The sequence below is a fragment of the Pantoea sp. nfd-35 genome (assembly GCF_056892255.1).
The window spans coordinates 1728948-1746261 of sequence record NZ_CP122403.1 but is presented as its reverse complement, the minus strand read 5'-3'; the positions used below and the strand labels follow the sequence as shown (position 1 = coordinate 1746261).

The 17314-nt window shown below is 57.9% G+C and carries 18 protein-coding genes; 1 reads left to right on the top strand and 17 read right to left on the bottom strand.

Annotated features, from left to right (window positions below; genetic code table 11):
• Positions 1–2 precede the first annotated feature (2 nt).
• The 15 genes from phnE to P9J57_RS08070 all read right to left on the bottom strand — a co-directional run bounded on the left by phnE (position 3) and on the right by P9J57_RS08070 (position 12655).
• Positions 3–857: a phosphonate ABC transporter, permease protein PhnE gene (gene phnE / locus P9J57_RS08140; protein ID WP_013026266.1), complete on the bottom strand. Its 855-nt coding sequence runs from the start codon at positions 855–857 to the stop codon at positions 3–5.
• 130 nt (positions 858–987) lie between these two features.
• On the bottom strand, positions 988–1917 hold the full coding sequence (gene phnD / locus P9J57_RS08135) for a phosphonate ABC transporter substrate-binding protein (protein ID WP_013026267.1): 930 nt from the start codon (positions 1915–1917) through the stop codon (positions 988–990).
• Positions 1918–1942: 25 nt separating this feature from the next.
• The gene (gene phnC / locus P9J57_RS08130; protein WP_013026268.1) at positions 1943–2773 is read right to left on the bottom strand and encodes a phosphonate ABC transporter ATP-binding protein; all 831 of its coding nucleotides are present in this window, start codon (positions 2771–2773) and stop codon (positions 1943–1945) included.
• Positions 2774–2946: 173 nt separating this feature from the next.
• Positions 2947–3717, bottom strand: coding sequence for a phosphonate metabolism protein PhnP (phnP, locus tag P9J57_RS08125; RefSeq protein WP_013026269.1), 771 nt, complete (start codon positions 3715–3717; stop codon positions 2947–2949).
• Positions 3714–4250, bottom strand: coding sequence for a ribose 1,5-bisphosphokinase (gene phnN / locus P9J57_RS08120; RefSeq protein WP_014594005.1), 537 nt, complete (start codon positions 4248–4250; stop codon positions 3714–3716). The genes phnP and phnN overlap by 4 nt, the downstream gene beginning before the upstream one ends.
• Entirely contained in the window at positions 4250–5386 is a 1137-nt protein-coding gene (phnM, locus tag P9J57_RS08115) for an alpha-D-ribose 1-methylphosphonate 5-triphosphate diphosphatase (RefSeq protein WP_022623346.1), read from the bottom strand. Before phnM ends, phnN begins: the two co-directional genes overlap by 1 nt.
• The gene (phnL, locus tag P9J57_RS08110) at positions 5383–6102 is read right to left on the bottom strand and encodes a phosphonate C-P lyase system protein PhnL (RefSeq protein WP_013026272.1); all 720 of its coding nucleotides are present in this window, start codon (positions 6100–6102) and stop codon (positions 5383–5385) included. Before phnL ends, phnM begins: the two co-directional genes overlap by 4 nt.
• Entirely contained in the window at positions 6102–6863 is a 762-nt protein-coding gene (phnK, locus tag P9J57_RS08105; protein ID WP_014594006.1) for a phosphonate C-P lyase system protein PhnK, read from the bottom strand. The genes phnL and phnK overlap by 1 nt, the downstream gene beginning before the upstream one ends.
• A complete protein-coding gene (locus tag P9J57_RS08100) occupies positions 6853–7701 on the bottom strand; it encodes an alpha-D-ribose 1-methylphosphonate 5-phosphate C-P-lyase PhnJ (protein WP_013026274.1) in 849 nt (282 codons plus the stop codon). The genes phnK and P9J57_RS08100 overlap by 11 nt, the downstream gene beginning before the upstream one ends.
• Positions 7694–8770 carry a carbon-phosphorus lyase complex subunit gene (locus P9J57_RS08095; protein ID WP_014605509.1) on the bottom strand — a complete coding sequence of 359 codons (1077 nt, stop codon included), beginning with the start codon at positions 8768–8770 and terminating at the stop codon, positions 7694–7696. Before P9J57_RS08095 ends, P9J57_RS08100 begins: the two co-directional genes overlap by 8 nt.
• Positions 8761–9345 (bottom strand): phosphonate C-P lyase system protein PhnH, encoded by a 585-nt coding sequence (gene phnH, locus P9J57_RS08090; protein ID WP_013026276.1) that lies wholly within the window; start codon positions 9343–9345, stop codon positions 8761–8763. Before phnH ends, P9J57_RS08095 begins: the two co-directional genes overlap by 10 nt.
• Positions 9342–9791: a phosphonate C-P lyase system protein PhnG gene (gene phnG / locus P9J57_RS08085; RefSeq protein ID WP_013026277.1), complete on the bottom strand. Its 450-nt coding sequence runs from the start codon at positions 9789–9791 to the stop codon at positions 9342–9344. The genes phnH and phnG overlap by 4 nt, the downstream gene beginning before the upstream one ends.
• Complete coding sequence (phnF, locus tag P9J57_RS08080; RefSeq protein WP_015700005.1) at positions 9791–10504, bottom strand: phosphonate metabolism transcriptional regulator PhnF; 714 nt, start codon at positions 10502–10504, stop codon at positions 9791–9793. The genes phnG and phnF overlap by 1 nt, the downstream gene beginning before the upstream one ends.
• Positions 10505–10668: 164 nt before the next feature.
• Positions 10669–11358 (bottom strand): biuret amidohydrolase, encoded by a 690-nt coding sequence (gene biuH / locus P9J57_RS08075; protein ID WP_014594012.1) that lies wholly within the window; start codon positions 11356–11358, stop codon positions 10669–10671.
• On the bottom strand, positions 11351–12655 hold the full coding sequence (locus P9J57_RS08070) for a purine-cytosine permease family protein (RefSeq protein ID WP_104933466.1): 1305 nt from the start codon (positions 12653–12655) through the stop codon (positions 11351–11353). Before P9J57_RS08070 ends, biuH begins: the two co-directional genes overlap by 8 nt.
• 492 nt (positions 12656–13147) lie before the next feature.
• Here P9J57_RS08070 and P9J57_RS08065 point away from each other — a divergent pair, with 492 nt between their 5' ends.
• Positions 13148–15073, top strand: coding sequence for a phosphatase PAP2 family protein (locus P9J57_RS08065; RefSeq protein WP_483279454.1), 1926 nt, complete (start codon positions 13148–13150; stop codon positions 15071–15073).
• A 69-nt stretch (positions 15074–15142) separates the two neighbouring features.
• Here P9J57_RS08065 and P9J57_RS08060 read toward each other — a convergent pair whose 3' ends face one another.
• Positions 15143–15655 carry an Lrp/AsnC family transcriptional regulator gene (locus P9J57_RS08060; protein WP_019106483.1) on the bottom strand — a complete coding sequence of 171 codons (513 nt, stop codon included), beginning with the start codon at positions 15653–15655 and terminating at the stop codon, positions 15143–15145.
• 251 nt (positions 15656–15906) lie between these two features.
• On the bottom strand, positions 15907–17223 hold the full coding sequence (gabT, locus tag P9J57_RS08055; RefSeq protein ID WP_013026283.1) for a 4-aminobutyrate--2-oxoglutarate transaminase: 1317 nt from the start codon (positions 17221–17223) through the stop codon (positions 15907–15909).
• Between the last annotated feature and the right edge of the window lie 91 nt (positions 17224–17314).

Genomic DNA, 17314 nt, shown 5'->3' with positions numbered 1-17314 from the left:
ATTTATTCCTCCACGACACGGCGGCGCAGGCGGCCAGAAACCGTATCCAGTAACGACACCACAATCAGAATCAACAGCAGCGTCATGCTGACCTGATCGAAGCGATCCAGCTTAATGTTGGTCATTAACTCCTGGCCGATCCCGCCTGCCCCGACCAGCCCCAGAATGGTCGATGAGCGGAAGTTAACCTCCAGGCGCATAAAGCTGTAAGACAAAAAGGTGGGTTTGACCTGGGGCCAGAACGCAAAACGCATCCGTTGCAGCTTGCTGGCTCCGCAGGCCGCCAGCCCGCGTACCGGCTTATCCGACGCCGATTCGATGGCTTCATAAAACAGTTTGGTCAGGCTACCGATAGTATGCAGGGCCAGCGCCAGAAAGCCGGGAATCGCCCCGATGCCAAACGCCATCACAAACATTACCGCCCAGGCCAGTTCAGGCATGGTGCGTAAAAATGCGACAAAGGCGCGAATGCCCATGCGCAGGCTGGCGGGCGTTTGCGTATTATCGGCCGCAAAAAACGCCAGGATACCGGCAATCACCACGGCAACCAGCGTGGAGGCCAGCGCCAGCTGCAGGGTTTCCCAGATCAGCGGCAGCTGAATATTCAGACGATAGCCCCAGTAGGCCAGCGACCCTTCCGTTTTGCCATCGGCAAACAGGAGCGGCAGATGCAAAACGGGCATGATTTCACGGATATAATCAAAAAAGTGCGGCAACGACTGCCAGATGGTCACCAGATTGAACTCTGCCATATTGGCCGCCGCCAGATAAATCACGACCAGCACCAAAGACCAGATAAGCGAGTCACGCTTCTGTTGGCGGCGGATACGTTGATAATAGCGTTCGAAGTCGGTCACGTGAGGTGTCTCAGATTGATGTGTTACAAAGCCATCCAGGCAAGGTTGACGCGCAGACTAGCCCGCCGGTGAGGTCGTGCCGCCCCCTTATTCAGGGCGGCACGATGGCTGCAAGCAAACTGCCCTGCCGTTAGCCGCGCGCGCCTTTCATCAGCTCGCGTTTCATATCGATGATGTTCTGGAAGTCCGCTACCGAGGTCTTGCCAATGTGCTGCTGGCCCCCTACGGCTTTGGTGAAACAGGCGTGATCGTCTTTATCCAGTTTTTTGATCGCGGCGATGACTTTCGCTTTGAAATCCGCTGGCAGTTTATTGCTCACCAGGATAGGACCGTTAGGAATTAACGGCGACTGCCAGATAATCCGAATCTGTTTCATCAGGTCCGGATGGTCCATGCGGATCAGGCGGCCAAAGGCACCCGAGGTGTAGCCCGTGTTGTAATCACCGACCATAGAGGTCCAGGTCACCGCGCCGTCGAACTGATTATTCAGCACGCCCAGGATGTCCTGCTCATGACCACCTGAAAAGGTCACGCTTGAAAAGAAGTTGTTGTATTTATTGTCGATGTTGCCGCCAAACATTTTCTTAAACGCCTGGTTTGGCACGAGGAAACCGGACGTGGAATCGGGATCCGCCATACCAAAAGATTTGCCTTTCAGATCTTCCAGCTTCTTATAAGGGCTGTCGGCTTTCACAATCACCACGGAGTGATAACCGCGAGACTGATCTTTGTCATCCACCACAATGCCCACTAAATCGACGGCCTTGGGATCCTGAATATACACGGACGCATACGAGGAGGGAGACATACTCAATACCAGATCCACTTTACCGCCCAGCAGCCCCTGAATCACGCCGGAATAGTCTGAAGAGTTGCGGATTTTGGTATCCACGTTCAGTTCTTTATCAAAGAACGTTTTCACACACTGGTTATCACCAATCTGCTGAGTCGCGTTCTGACCGCCCAAAATACCCAGATTCAGCTCTTTTGGTGCGTCCGCTGCGTTAACGCCAAAGGTAAGCAATGCTGTAGTCAATAACGCGAAAGCTTTCATTTTCATTAGCCTTGTTCTCTTGCTGTGATAGTTAGTGGATCTGGTTAAATTCGTCGCCGTACAGCTGATGCAGCAAGCCGTCGGTAAGTGCGGAAGGATGACCGTCGAACAGCACCACACCGCGCTGAATACCTATCACGCGCGTGCAGTAACTTTTTACTAATTCAATCGAGTGCAGATTCACCATCACGCTGATGCCCTGATCGCTGACCTGACGCAATACATCCATAATACGGGTGGTATTTTTAGGATCGAGCGAGGCAACGGGTTCATCCGCTAACAGAATTTTGGGGTTCTGCATCAGCGCCCGACAAATCGCCACGCGCTGCATCTGACCGCCGGAGAGGTTTTCGGCGCGCTGTAACGCCTGCGGTAGCATGTTCATCCACTCAAGCAGTTGAATGGCGCGGGCGCGATCGGTGTCAGAGAACACTTTGAAAAACGATTTCAGCGTAGAGGTCTGGCTGAGACGCCCCAACAGCACGTTGGTCAGCACATCAAGGCGAGGCACCAGGCAGAAATCCTGAAAGATCATGCCGCACTGGGTGCGCCATTCACGCATCTGGCGGCTGCTGAGATTCACCACATCGCGATCGGCTTCGCCGTGGTGCAGGCTGACGATGGCGCCCTGTGAGGCGGAGATTGTGCCATTCAGCATGTGCAGCAGCGTCGATTTGCCTGCGCCAGAGCGGCCGATTACCGCCACCAGTTCACCCGCATGCAAATCGAAACTGACATTATCGAGGACTTTGTTGTTACCGTAAGCTTTGCTCAGTCCCTGAACAGATAACACTTTTTGCCCGCCTGACTGGGTCAATGACGAGACGTTATCGACCACCGTTTTAAGCAGTGCCTGTGCCATGATGTTCTCCGTTATTGCAGTTTACGTTCTGTACCCGCGCCCCATTAACCCATCTGGTCGGTACTGTCTGGCGTGAGTCATTATCTTGCGTTTGTGGCTCACGCCGCCGGAACCTGACGAGAGACCGCTATATTAAGAACACGGGGGATGAAGGCTGTATTACGGTTAGATGATTAAACTGTGACAGGCAAATCGGCACCCAGAGACAGCGACAAGCCGTCACAGGCTGCCCGAACCCCATCGGATAAGGCGTGCTCTGCCAGCCAGTTATCCATGTGATGGCTCAGATGAATCAGCCAGGCCTGGTGCGGTTTCAGTTCATCAATGATGTTTAGCGCGGCGGTCAAATCGTTATGATTGCGTCCGCCCTGCCCGGGGGGATCGTTACAGTCTACCAGCAGGTGATCCAGCCGTTGTCCACGCAGGAAATCGGCGGTGTCCGGCGGCAGACCGCAGGTATCGCACAGCCAGGCCAGACGCGATCCATGCCAGTCAAACAGATAGCCGTGGGTCAGTCGTGAATGTTGAAGCGGCAGTGGTGTCACCTGTAATTCACCGAACTGATGTGCCACGTAAGGCGTTAAAGCGGGGCGGAAATCCAGCAGTCCGGGATGCTTAAACAGGTCATCGCAGCCCTTGTCGTCCGGCGGTCCCCACACAGGAATAGATTCGCCCTCGCCCCAGCGCAGAGTGAACAGCCCCTGCACATGGTCCATATGATAGTGAGTCAGCAAAATTCGGTTAATTTCGCCAGGCTGAAAGCGCTCGGCCAGCAATGGCAAACCGGCATCCAGTAAAATACGTTCGCGTCCGGCCTCAATTAACGCGCTGGTAGGCGCGCGGCGATAGCGGGAAGCGTCGCGGGCGCGCAAACAGGCATGACAGTCACAACCGAACACCGGCGCGCCTGTCACACCGCCGGTACCAAGCAAGGTCAGTTTCATGGGAATTCCGCTAGCAACTGTCGTAACTGTTGTACCGTATCCACCAGCGCACCATCATTGTTCAGCCGCAGGCAGCCCTCTGGCTGATGTTGCGCCGCGCGCGCCAGTCGTTGAACGATCTCCTCTTCACTCTCACGTCCCCGCTGTCGTAAACGCGCGGCCAGCACCAATGGCGAAACCTCAATGCACAGCGGCAACAGCCGTGCGCCGTAACGCGCACGAACCTGTTCCAGATGCTGACGGGAGCCGTTTACCAGCACGTTCTGCCCGCACGCCAGCCAGCCATCGATTTCACTCCCGATACCGTAATGAAAACCGTGGGCCTGCCAGCTGACCGCAAATAACCCCAGCGCCTTGCGCCGGATAAACTCCGCTTCCGTCAGGGCCACGTGGTTTTCGCCCCCCACATCGTGAGGGCGGGTGATATAGCGGTGCGCAATCAGCAGGCCGTCAGGCGGCGCCTCGCGCAGCAGGTCCAGCAGGCTGTCCTTTCCTGAGCCGGACGGGCCGATGAGCCAGATAAGCCGGGCCATCAGTACACCTGCCGGCCTTTGCTCCAGACATGGCGGATGTGGGGATGACCATGTTGGGTATGCGCCAGTACCAGGTCGGCGCGGCAGCCTTCCGTAATCACGCCACGATCCTCCAGCCCCAACGCGCGCGCCGGATTACAGGTGACCAGCGCAACAGACTGGGACAGTGACAGCGTGTTTCGCTCATCCGCCGCTAAGCGGAAGGCCGCATCCAACAGGCTGCCGGGATAATAGTCCGATGACAGAATATCCAGCATTCCGTGTGATGCCAGCTCCCAGGCGGCTACGTTACCGGAGTGCGAGCCACCGCGAACAATATTCGGTGCGCCCATTAACACCTGCATATTGCAATAACGTGACGCCTTCGCCGCCTCCAGCGTGGTGGGGAATTCAGCTATCGCGCTGCCCACGCCGTGCGACTCTTCCACGTGCGCTTCGGTCGCATCATCGTGGCTGGCAATCGCAATACCATGATCCCGGCACAGCGCGGCAATCGCCAGGCGGTTGGGCTGTGACCACTCTCTGGCCAGCGCCAGCTGATCGCGCTCAAACTCGTCCATCTGCTCGTCATTGAGCTGATATTTTCCCTGATAGTACTCGCGATACTTTTCCAGCGATGCGTACTGGCGCTGCCCCGGTGAATGATCCATCAACGACACCAGCGACAGCTCTGGTGAGGAGATGAGCGCCTCAAACAGCGGCAGCGTGGTGTGATGCGGCAGTTCGCAGCGCAGATGTAATAAATGCTCGGCGCGGTTGAGCCCCTTGCGGTTACTGTCACGAATCGCGCCAATCATTTTGCTGAGATTTTCCAGCCGGTGCCCCCCATCGCGTACATCACCTACACCGATGGCATCCAGCACGGTGGTGATGCCGCTGGCCACCATCAGCGCATCGTGGCTGCTCATGGCGGAATGGGCCGGCCAGTCAACCTTAGGCCGCGGGGTGAAGAACTTATCCAGGTTGTCCGTGTGCAGCTCGACCAGGCCGGGCAACAGAAACGCGCCCTCTCCGTCCAGCGCGCCGGCGAGCTGGCTGGCGGTTTCGCTAAAGTTCGTAATGCGGTCTTCACGAAACTCCAGCGATCCCTCTACCACTTCGTTTTCCAGCACCAGCTTTACATTATTGATGATCATGCTTCTGCCCCTGTTTTGAAGGGCTGCATCACGTGCAGGCGATCGGCCACACGCTCCCGCACCGCTTCATCATGAAAAATACCGACAATGGCCGCGCCACGCGCGCGCGCCTGTTCAATCAAACTCACGACTGCGGCGCTGTTAACGCTGTCGAGCGATGCCGTAGGCTCATCCAGCAGCAGCACGGGATAATCGGCAATAAAGCCACGGGCGATGTTGACGCGCTGCTGCTCTCCACCGGAGAACGTCGAGGGTGCCAGGGACCAGAGGCGTTGCGGGACATTGAGCCGGGTCAGCAGATCTTTGGCGCGCGCTTCGCAGAAGCTGCGCTCAACGCCGCGTTCCAGTAACGGCTGCATGACGATCTCCAGGGTCGGCACGCGCGGGATGACCCGCAGAAACTGACTGACCCAGCCGATGGTATCCCGGCGAATGGCAATAATCTGGCGGGCGGGTGCCTGTGCCATATCGACCCATTCGCCCAGATGCTGCACCCAGATACTGCCGCTGTTGGCCTGATAGTTGCCATACAGGGCACGGAGCAGAGTCGATTTTCCGCTGCCCGAATGCCCGTGCAGCACCACGCATTCGCCCTCACTGACTTCCAGGCTGGCATCCTGCAGCACCGGCAGAGCCGCCCCGTTCTGATTGTGCAGCACAAAGGTTTTGCACAAATTTTCCACGCGCAGTTGCGTCTTCATAGTCGCTGTCGCCATTAGTTAAGCACCGATGAAACCAGCAGTTGCGTATAAGGATGATGCGGATCATCCAGCACGCGGTCCGTTAAACCACTTTCCACGACCCGGCCCTGCTTCATGACCAGCAGCCGATGCGCCAGCAGGCGCGCCACGCCCAGATCGTGGGTCACAATGATCACCGCCAGATTCAGTTCGCGCACCAGCGTACGCAGCAGGTCCAGCAGTCGCGCCTGCACCGAGACGTCCAGCCCGCCTGTGGGTTCATCCATAAACACCAGTTTCGGCTGGGTCACTAAATTGCGGGCGATTTGCAGACGCTGTTGCATGCCGCCGGAAAACGTCGTCGGCAGGTCATCGATACGGTTCGCTGCGATTTCCACCGCCTGCAGCCAGTGACTCGCCTCGGCGCGGATCTCGCCATAGTGACGGTGGCCGACGGCCATTAAACGTTCACCGATATTGCCGCCCGCCGTGACCTGAGGACGCAGTCCTTCCAGCGGATGCTGGTGTACCACGCCCCACTCCGTGCGCAGTAAGCGGCGACGGTCGCTTTCGCTCATCTGGTAAAGATCGCGCTGCAGGTAATGAATTGCGCCTGCCTGCGGGGCCAGCCGGGCAGACAGGCTCCGCAGCAACGTGGTTTTACCCGAACCGGACTCTCCCACAATCCCCAGCACCTCGCCCGGGTAGAGATCAAAGCTGACCTCTTCGAAACCTTTGCCCGGTGCGTAAAGGTGCGTGAGGTTATTGACCGCGAGCAGCGGTTGTTCACTGTGCATGTTGTTGTTCCTGCTGCTGGTGGCAAAAATCGGTATCTGAGCACACAAACATGCGCGTTCCCTGATCGTCCATCACTACCTCGTCCAGATAGCTGTGACGCGATCCGCACAGCGCACAGGGTTCGTCCCACTGCTGCACGGTGAAGGGATGATCGTCGAAGTCGAGGCTTTCAACTTTGGTGTAAGGCGGCAAGGCATAGATGCGCTTCTCGCGTCCGGCACCGAACAGCTGCAGGGCGGGCATCATGTGCATCTTCGGGTTATCGAATTTGGGAATCGGCGACGGATCCATCACATAGCGATCGTTGACCTTCACCGGATAGGCATAGGTGGTGGCGATGTGGCCGAAACGGGCGATATCTTCGTACAGTTTGACCTGCATGATGCCGTACTCTTCCAGCGCATGCATGGTGCGGGTTTCCGTCTCGCGCGGCTCAATAAAGCGCAGCGGCTCGGGAATCGGCACCTGAAAAATCAGGATCTGATCTTCTTCCAGCGGGGTTTCCGGAATACGGTGACGCGTCTGAATCAGCGTGGCATCCACCGTGCGTTCCGTGGTGGCCGCGCCGCTCACTCGCTGGAAGAAACGACGGATGGAGACGGCGTTGGTCGTATCGTCCGCGCCCTGGTCGATGACTTTCAGAACGTCTTTGTCGCCAATGACGCTGGCGGTGATTTGAATCCCGCCGGTGCCCCAGCCGTAAGGCATCGGCATTTCGCGTCCGGCAAAGGGCACCTGATAGCCGGGAATCGCCACCGCTTTTAAGATGGCGCGCCGGATCGTGCGTTTGGTTTGCTCGTCAAGGTAGCCGTTGTTATAGCCGCTGAGTTCAGCCATTTTGCTGCTCCTGATAGTCCTGACGCAGACGTTTCAGCAGTTCCAGTTCCGCCTGGAAATCGACGTAGTGCGGCAGTTTTAAGTGGGAAACAAAGCCTGCGGCTTCAACGTTATCCGCATGCGACAGAACAAATTCCTCATCCTGCGCCGGGCTGGTGATACGTTCATTGTGCTCGCGCGTCTGTAAGGCGCGATCCACCAGCGCCATTGACATGGCTTTACGCTCTGCCCGACCAAAGACCAGTCCATAGCCGCGCGTGAAGTGCGGTGCGCTTTCCCCATCGTGGGTAAAGCCGTTGACCATTTCACACTCGGTCAGCAGCATTTCCCCAATTTCCAGCTCAAATCCCAGTTCTTCCGGGCAAACGCTGACGCTGACATAACCGGTCCGGATTTCTCCGGCAAACGGATGGGTGCGGCCATAGCCGCGCTGGGTGGAATAGCCCAGCGACAGCAGAAAACCTTCATCGCCGCGCACCAGCTGTTGCAGTCGTGCGGCACGTGAGGCGGGAAAGCCCATCGGCTCTCGGGTGATGTCGGTGGGTTCGCTGCCGTCGTCGCTTTCACGCTCTGCTAAGCCTTCGTCGCTCATCATGCTGAACATGTGCGGGCAGTGTTCGGGCAGCGCCTGCTCGCTGCGCGGCGGCAGAGGCGTTTCCCCGTTAGCCATCAGGGTAAAGTCCAGCAGCCGGTGGCTGTAGTCATAGGTTGGGCCTAAAACCTGACCGCCAGGCAAATCCTTATAAACCGCGGAGATACGCCGCTCGATCCGCATGTTGCCGGTGTCCAGCGGCGTGCTTTGCGCCAGGCGTGGCAGGGTTGTGCGATAGGCGCGCAGCAAAAAAATGGCCTCAACCAGATCGCCGCTGGCCTGTTTAATGGCTAACGCCGCCAGCGCGGGATCGTAAATGCCGCCTTCGGTCATCACACGATCTACCGCCAGGCCAAGCTGCTGCGCGATCTGATCGCAGGATAACTCCGCGACCGCACGGTCGCCCCGACGCAGATCGGCCTGAAGATGATGGGCATTGGCAATGGCTTTTTCGCCCCCTTTAACCGCTACGTACATGAGCACACCTCAACATGAGTTGTCCGTGGCACCGCCATCATCGCTTCGCCACAGGTAAAGATGAGATCCACGCCCTGAGGGAACGGATGCGGTCGGGCACGCAGGTATTCGAGCACGCTTTCCGGCAACTGGGGCGCAATGGCGCGCGCTTCACGCAGGCCCGGGCCAGACAACCGTAGCGCCAGCCCACCGTTCAGTGCGGGCACCTCAATAATCAACGTGGTGCTTTTTTCCGGTGCCAGATTGTCGCCTGCGGCGAAGTCGGCAGGATTGGGCTGAGCGGTCGCGTGGCTGAGCGCAAAGGCTGCGTCATTGCTGTCGGTAAGGGGCGCACCAGTATGGAAACGCAGGTTATCGCGCAGTTCCTGATTATCGACCTGGGGATCCAGCCACAGCGGGCTCTCCTGATCCACCAGCGTCAGCAGCACGGCGGTGGCGGCAGGGGAAAGTGCGCCCCAGCCCTGTTCCAGCGGCAGGGAAACCATCACGCCAGGCTCGCTCATGGCTTTCAGGATGCGGCGGAAGGCGTGCTGCGCATCCGCAACCGGGTGATTAAAACTTGCCAGTAAAGTCATTCATTGTCTCCGCGTACCAGCGTAAAGAAGTCCACTTTGCTGCTGGCGATTTCACGTGCGCGCAGCTGACGCTGCTCTTCACGTGAGGCCGCCAGCGGGATAATCATTTTTTCCTGCAGCAGTTCAGCGGTGTCGGCCTGTTGCAACAGGGCATCCATCAGGGCGCAGCGTTCGGCATGGGCTTTATCCCGGCCGAGCAGATAGCTGTAACCCAGGGTGCCGTCGTTCAGCCGCACCACCGCACGCGTCACGGTGGCATCGCCCACCACAAAGCGTTTGCCGGTGGCGCCCATGCGGGCCTGCAGACGCGTCAGGCCAATCTCGGCCGGGCGAATCAGGGTAAATTCGGGCTTGAGGTTGAGCGGCTGCCAGTACGCGTCAAGCTCGGCTGCGCTGCTGTGTGCCAACACCGAAAGCCAGTGCTGGCGGGCCGTTTGCTGTTTCATTAATGCTCCAGAGTGAGTTCGATCATGTCGCCACGCGTGAGGCTGACGGAGTATTCCGCCATCGCGCCATCGGTGGTTTTATTCAGCGTCCGCACGCACAACAGTGGAGAGTGCAGCGCGATTTCCAGTTGCTTACACTCTTTGGCCTGGGCCCGGCGGGTGCTGATGCGCGTCTGGCTGCGTACCAGCTGCTTACCGGTGTGCTGCTGCAGATAGTCATGAAGTGAGCCGCTGTTAAAGCGCTGCAGCTGTGGCCACCAGCTGAGATCGGCAAGGAAGTGGTTGATCAGGCAGACCGGCAGGCCATTTACACGGCGCAGGGTTCGCAGGTGAATAACGTTATCGCCTTCACTGACGCCAAGCGCGGCGGCCACGTCGGCACTGGCCGGGCGCAGCACCGCCAGCAGACGTTCACTGGTGGGATCGCTGCCCTGCTCCATCAGGTTCTGGCTGAAGCGAGCCTGAGCGTGTAACGGATAGTCGTAGGGGCGCATCAGCACTAAAATGCCGACGCCATGGCGACGCTGCAGCAGGCCCTTGTTCACCAGTTCGTCTACCGCCCGACGCAGCGTGTGGCGGTTCACCGCATAGTGATCGGCCAGCTGCTGCTCAGAGGGTAAATAGTCACCGCTGCGGTAACGTTCCTGAACAGCCTGCTCCAGTTGCGCGGCAACAGCCTGATAGACAGTGGTCGGATGTCTGGATAACTCCATCACAATTAAATCCTCACATCAGTAGAGGGATTTCACAGCGAAGATGCTGCGGGATGGAAACAGAGTGACGGGATCAGATGACAGCGAGGTGACGAGACGGTGACGTAAAAATGAATTTGCGCCAGCCTGTCCCGCTCAGGGCGACAGGCTGGCAGAACAGTCCGTTAAGGCTGACCGAGCGTGTCCAGCAGCGCGGCAGAGGTGGCAACGGCACCAAAGATGCCGCCCTGCATGTGGATCATGCTCAGCGCGGCTTCATGATGGCGTTGCTCTGTGGCGGCACAACAGTCGGACAAAACCAGGCACTCATATCCGCGATCGTTGGCCTCTCTCAGCGTCGTATGAACACATACATCCGTCGTGATACCGGTAATAATTAAATTCCGAATGCCGCGACTGCGTAAGACCAGCTCAAGGTCTGTGGCATAAAAGGATCCTTTACCGGGCTTATCAATGATCACTTCTCCTGCTAAGGGGGCGAGCTCGGGGATAATCTCCCAGCCCGGCTCACCGCGCACCAGGATACGGCCGCACGGCCCTGCACTGCCGATCTCCGCCTGCATCCTGGCCGAACGCCAGCGCTTGTTTGCCGGTAAGTCACTCAGGTCCGCGCGATGCCCTTCCCGGGTGTGAATGATGGGAAACTGAAGCGCCCGCATACGTGCCAGTAACACTTTAAGGGGTTCGACAGGCGCACGCGTCAGGCCAATGTCGTAGCCCATCCTGTCAACGTACCCCCCCGGGCCGCAAAAATCGGTTTGCATATCAATGACGAGGAGAGCCGTGTCGGCCGGACTAAAATGGCCATCAAACGGCCAGGCATAAGGGGTGGAATTCACACTGTACTCAGGCATTGTTCTTCTCCAGTCGCGGCGTGGGGGAACGTAATTTAATAATCAGGGTGTAGCTGAGTGCGGCCGTCACCAGACCGATGACCGCTTCGCCAAACTGGGGGAATGCCAGATGCGCGACGACCGCGCACAGACTTCCGAGCGCCCAGGCCGCGAAAGCCGCGCCATGAAAGCGTTGCGCCGGGCGCTGTTCACTCAGCTTTGCCATAAAAATCAGATCAACAATCATGACCGCACCAAACGGCGGCACCACCACGCCCAGCAGAGTCAGCCACTCGAGAAAATATGACCAGACGCCTGCCAGTGCCAGCAGACCGCCGATGGCGCCAAGAATCAGGGTCCAGCGGCGCATCTTGCTGTTAAAAAGATGGCTAAACCCGACTGCACCGTTATAAAGACAGTGCGTACATACCGAGCCAAGGTTGATAAACACAAACAGGAAAGCCACCAGGGTCAGGACATCACCATGGCCCATCAGCATGGGCAGAAAGTTGCCGCCGTTGGTCAGCGGATCGACCGCCGCGCCAACCGAAACGATAACCACGCCAAACAGATAGGCGATCAGATTCGCGACCGGAAAGGCCGAAAAGGCGGCAATGACCGCAGCACGTCCACTCTTCGACCAGCGGGTGAAATCGGCGGTCATGGTGCCGGAATCGGCAAAACCCGCCACCACCATGGTGACCGCCGTGCCCATGCTCATGGCCCCCGCCACCGCCGGGCTGCCTTTCCAGTGAAACATGCTGGAAAATTCATGCGTCTGCCCCACGAAGTACAGCGCGACAAACCCCAGAATCACAAACATCGGCGCAGCAATCATGCCCAACACCGACAAGGCGCGCACGCCCAGGAAGGTCACGGCCGTAAACAGCACCATGGCAAATGCCGTCACCGACAGGGCATTCCAGCCGAAAGTCTCATGAATCACCGTACCGGTCAGTCCGGTCTGAAAGGCGTACCAGCCAATCACCACGGTCGAGAGGAAGCCCGACACGAGGATGTAACCTTTGCTGCCAAAGGTTCTTTTCGCCTGCAGGGCAAAGTTCATACCGGTATTACCGGCAAACCAGCTCAGCGCACCGACGTAGGCAAACAGCACCAGATTGCCCATCACAATCGCCAGCAGCGCAGGCCAGAAGCCAAGGTGCCAGGTGATGATGCCGCCAAACAGCGCATTCGTGAGGATCATAGGAAAACCAAACCAGACGGCCGAAACCGACCGGGTCGGATGGCGATGTGAGAGCGGCACGGGTTCGTGCTCAAACTCCTGTTCTAACGTTGGGGAAGCCTGTTTTTTCATTTGTCAGTTCCTGGTCAATGTCAGTCCACGGGTAGCCGCGTTGGGGCACTGTTTTTCATCCTGTACTCGCCATCGTTATGACGAAAAACGTGCCGTATCGCCGCCGACATGTGTGCATTGCGTGGCGTTGATGTGCCGCCTTGCCGGGGTGTTAATCCGTTTTCCACGCCTGTGTTCTACTGGATAGGGCTTACCGGACAGAAACTGCATGAAGCATGCCAGGAATCGCCGCCGCGACGTCATGGGGCGTGAATGCCTGTCGGGATACGGCCTTGGATACAAGATCGAATTCTTATGATAAGACGCGCTGAACCCCCGGCAGCGTCACGGTGGTTCAGGGCACGCTTGTGGGGCAGACTGCACAACAAATGGGAAACTTTATAACACCATCTGGAAAGCAATTTTCACGTCAGATCGTCACGGGATTGTCATGTGTCATTAACGCTTTGCGGCCACAATACCGGGCCATCATTCGCCCTGAAGGTTTTCATCATGTCTGCTGCTGTTCGTTTTGGCATTTATCTGGCGCTGTTTTCTGGCATGGTTTCGACGCCTGTTTTGGGTCAGGATCGGCCCGCTACCGCACTGCCTGTCCCGCCGAGGGATCCGGGCTTCACCGACAGCGCGCCTGCGGCAGACGTGCCCGCTTTTATCGACAATATCGCCACGAACCAACGTGGTGATGCCCGGTTTGCGACGCTCGACACCAATGCCGGCGTGCGCGTGGTATCCGGCTTTCTTGCCCTGTGGCGCCCACGCACGCTGAAGGTCGATGCGGGAGTTACCGCGCCGGCCCGTGAGGGTTTTGCAGCCATTACGCCTTCTGACTGTACGGGACTGCCTGACAAAGCCCCCGTATGCGGCACAATCCTTAATTCTCACGTCCTGGCCGCGAATGTTCAGTATGTGGTGACAACGACACGACGCCGCACGGCAGCCCAGGCTGAGGCGGCCTATTACGACGACCGTCGTGGCAAAGTCTACAGCGTCACAGATGGCATGGGGCCACTGACGGGCGCATGGCGCAGTGCGGCCCAGCAGGTCACAACCCTGACACGCATTCCGGCTGATGCCACCACCGTGCTGTACGTGGATAAGGGCAACAATACCGGCGTGGGCAGTCAGGAAGGCAATCGCGACTTCGGTCTGGTGGTGGATTTTCTCAATGAAATGGGCAACAACGCCTCGACCGAACCGGTGAAGCGCTTCTATAAATATGCGCGTCCGTATCGCTGGCGTTCGGCGGTGGAGGTTGTTCCTGCCCTTGTGCCTGCGGAAAATCCACAGCCCGCCACCGACGGCGGATTTATCAGCGGCCACACGGCGGAAGCCGTCAGAGATGCCCTTACCATGGCGTGGCTGGTGCCGGAGCGCTATCAGGAGATGGTCAGCCGCGGTATGGAGCTGGGCGAAAACCGGATCGTGGCCGGAATGCACTCGCCTCTGGACGTCATCGGCGGGCGCATGCTGGCGCTGGCGGTGACCACCGCAAATCTGACGGCTTATCATGAGGATGCCAGGCGTGCCTTCACCCAGGCGCATCAGGCATTATGGCAACGCACCGCGACGCAACCAGCCACCTTCTTTGCCTATGCCCATGCCGCGCCGCCGAGCGCCGATCGCTTCGCCGATCCCACCCTTAACCGCCTTCAGGCGCTGCGGCGCATGACCTTTGGTTTCGCCCCCATCGGTCCTCGCCACCGTCCCCCCGTGGTGCCCAAAGGGGCCGAGATTTTGCTGGAAACCCGGTTTCCCTATCTGAGCGCCCTGCAACGGCGCGTGGTATTAAAAACTACCGCGCTGGCCTCAGGCTACCCGATCATGGACGATGCTGAGGGCTGGGGACGCCTGAACATTGTGGCCGCCGCCGACGGATATGGTCAGTTTACCGGCAACGTTAAAGTGGCAATGGACGCCGCTAAAGGCGGTTTTAATCAGTCCGACAGCTGGCGGAATGCGATCGACGGTCAGGGAAAGCTGACCTTACAGGGTTCAGGCACCCTGAGGCTGACTGGCGCGAACCGCTACAGCGGCGGTACGGAGGTTCAGGGTGGCGTGCTGGAAGCCGGTTCAGCCCGCGCCTTTGGCGTGGGTGATCTCTATGTGGGCAATCAGGGCCGCGTGCGCATTGCTGCCCTGTCGCCGGTACAGGTGAAAAGCTACACGGCGCTGCCCGAAGCCAGTCTTGAACTGGATATTGATGGTCAGGGCGGTGGCCGTCTCATCGTGAACGGGCCTTTAGTGGCGGGGGGGACGCTGCTGGTGAAGTTTGTCAAAGGCTATCGTCCCGAAGCGGGCGATCTGATCCCGTTGATGCAGGCAGGCTCACTTGCGGCGCACTTTAGTCGCATCGTTGTCGAAGGCTATCAGGCTCGACCTGTCAGCAGCGCGACACGACTCAGTATTAAGCTGCTCTGAACCTGATAAGCCCTGGCAAGGCGCGCGCAGGGAATGAGGTTGTCAGATTCCTGCGCGCTTAACCAAAAGTCAGACGCCGAACTCCATCGGGTTATGCTTGCTAATCAGTGAGCGCAGCGGCACGCTGCTTTTCATGACGGGTGATTTAATCACGATATAGCTGAAGTACTTATCGATACCAATTTGCGCATCCAGCATCTTCTCAATCACATCCTGATAATGCTCAATGCTGCGGGTAATAAAGCGCAACAGGTAATCGTAGCCGCCGGTAATCAAGTGGCACTCCATCAGTTCATCAACTTCACGCATCGCAGCTTCGAACTTCATAAAGTCTTCGCGACGATGTCCGTTCAGGGTGACTTCGGTAAACACGGTGACGGAATCGGTAATTTTGGTGAGATTAACGTGCGCTTCGTAGCCGGTAATAAAGCCGGCCTGCTCCAGCCGTTTTACCCGCTGCAGGCAGGGACTCGGGGACAGCCCCACTGCATCGGCGAGATTGACGTTGCTGATACGGCCATCTTTTTGGAGTTGCACCAGAATATTGATATCGATGCGGTCGAGTTTCATTAAGCCGTTCATAGCACCCCTCATTGTTTACAGCTGTACTGGATGTTCGCTCCTACCCGGCGATAATCTGCGTACACGAGCGTAAAGCGCACTTTTAGCAATACTTAAAATACGCCACTTTAAAATAACAAGTACGCCACTTTTTTGTAACACAAAAAATTCCCGGCCTGTCACGCTTTGCAAAAAATGCGCCAGCGTTGACCCCGGCTGCGCGCACGCTGGCGGCACTGCCGGGATGATGCCTTTCCAATGAGAGAGAGCGGCTATCCTAAGCGTCCGGTCGCACGCGCCAGCGCAATATCAAAGATATGCAGCGCTTCTTCGAGTTGCGAATCGGTGGTCACTAACGGTGCAAGGAAGCGGATGGTGTTGCGATGCAAACCACATTTGATCAGCAGCAGGCCTTCCTGACAGGCGCTGTCGAGGATCTTTTGTGTCAGCGCGCTGTCGGGTTTATGGGTATCCACATCCAGAATTTCTACTGCCTGCATAAAGCCCACGCCGCGTACATCGCCGATGCAGGCATATTTATCCGCAAGCTGGCGCAGACGCTGGTTTAACTGCTCGCCCAACTGGCAGGAGCGCGCCAGCAGGTTTTCCTGCTCGAAGATATCCAGTACAGCCAGTGCCGCCGCACAGGCCAGCGCATTACCACCATAGGTGCCGCCCAACCCGCCCGGGGCCGGACTGTCCATGATCTCGGCTTTGCCCACTACGCCGGAAATCGGCAAGCCACCGGCCAGGCTCTTCGCCGTGGTGATCATGTCGGGTTTGATGCCGAGTTGCTGGAAGGCAAACATGGTACCGGTACGGCCAAAGCCGCTCTGAATTTCATCACAGATCAGCATAATGCCGTGCTGGGTAGTAATACGACGCAGCGCCTGCATAAATGCCGGGCCTGCAGGTAAGAAGCCGCCATCGCCCTGAACGGGTTCAATGATAATCGCGGCGACGCGCTCCGGCAAAATCTGCACAGAAAACAGCTGATCAAGTGCCTTCAGACAGTCGGCCTCAGTCACACCGTGCAACGGATTCGGGAACGGCAGGCGATAAACATCCCCCGGGAACGGACCAAAATTCTGTTTGTATGGCGCAGACATGCCCGTCAGCGTCACGCCAAGCAGGGTACGTCCGTGGAAAGCCCCGTCAAACGCAATGATGCCCGGCCGTTGCGTATAAGAACGGGCGATTTTCACCGCGTTCTCTACCGCTTCTGCACCGCTGGTGAAAAACACGCTTTTATAGTGCTCGTCACCGCCCACCAGCTTATTCAGACGCTGGGCCAGCTCAATGTATCCCGGATAGGCCGCCACCTGAAAACAGGCATGGGACACCATGCCCAGTTGGCGGGTGACGGCGTTAACCACGGCCGGATGGTTGTGGCCTACGTTAAGGACGCCAATACCGCCCACAAAATCCAGATAGCGGTTGCCTTCAACATCCCATACTTCGCTGCCTTTGGCTCGCTCAATCACCAGCGGATGAGCGGTAATAATGCCACGCGGCACATTGTGATCTCGGACATCCAGCAACTGGCTGTTGTCCGCATAGGTTTGCTGCTCTGCCAGGACATTCTGCATTTTTATACCTCATCCACGTCGTGTTCGGTTGGCTTAAGTATCGCAATCTGTTGGTCAATGACGCTGCCGTAATTCCGTCAGCCGCGGCATT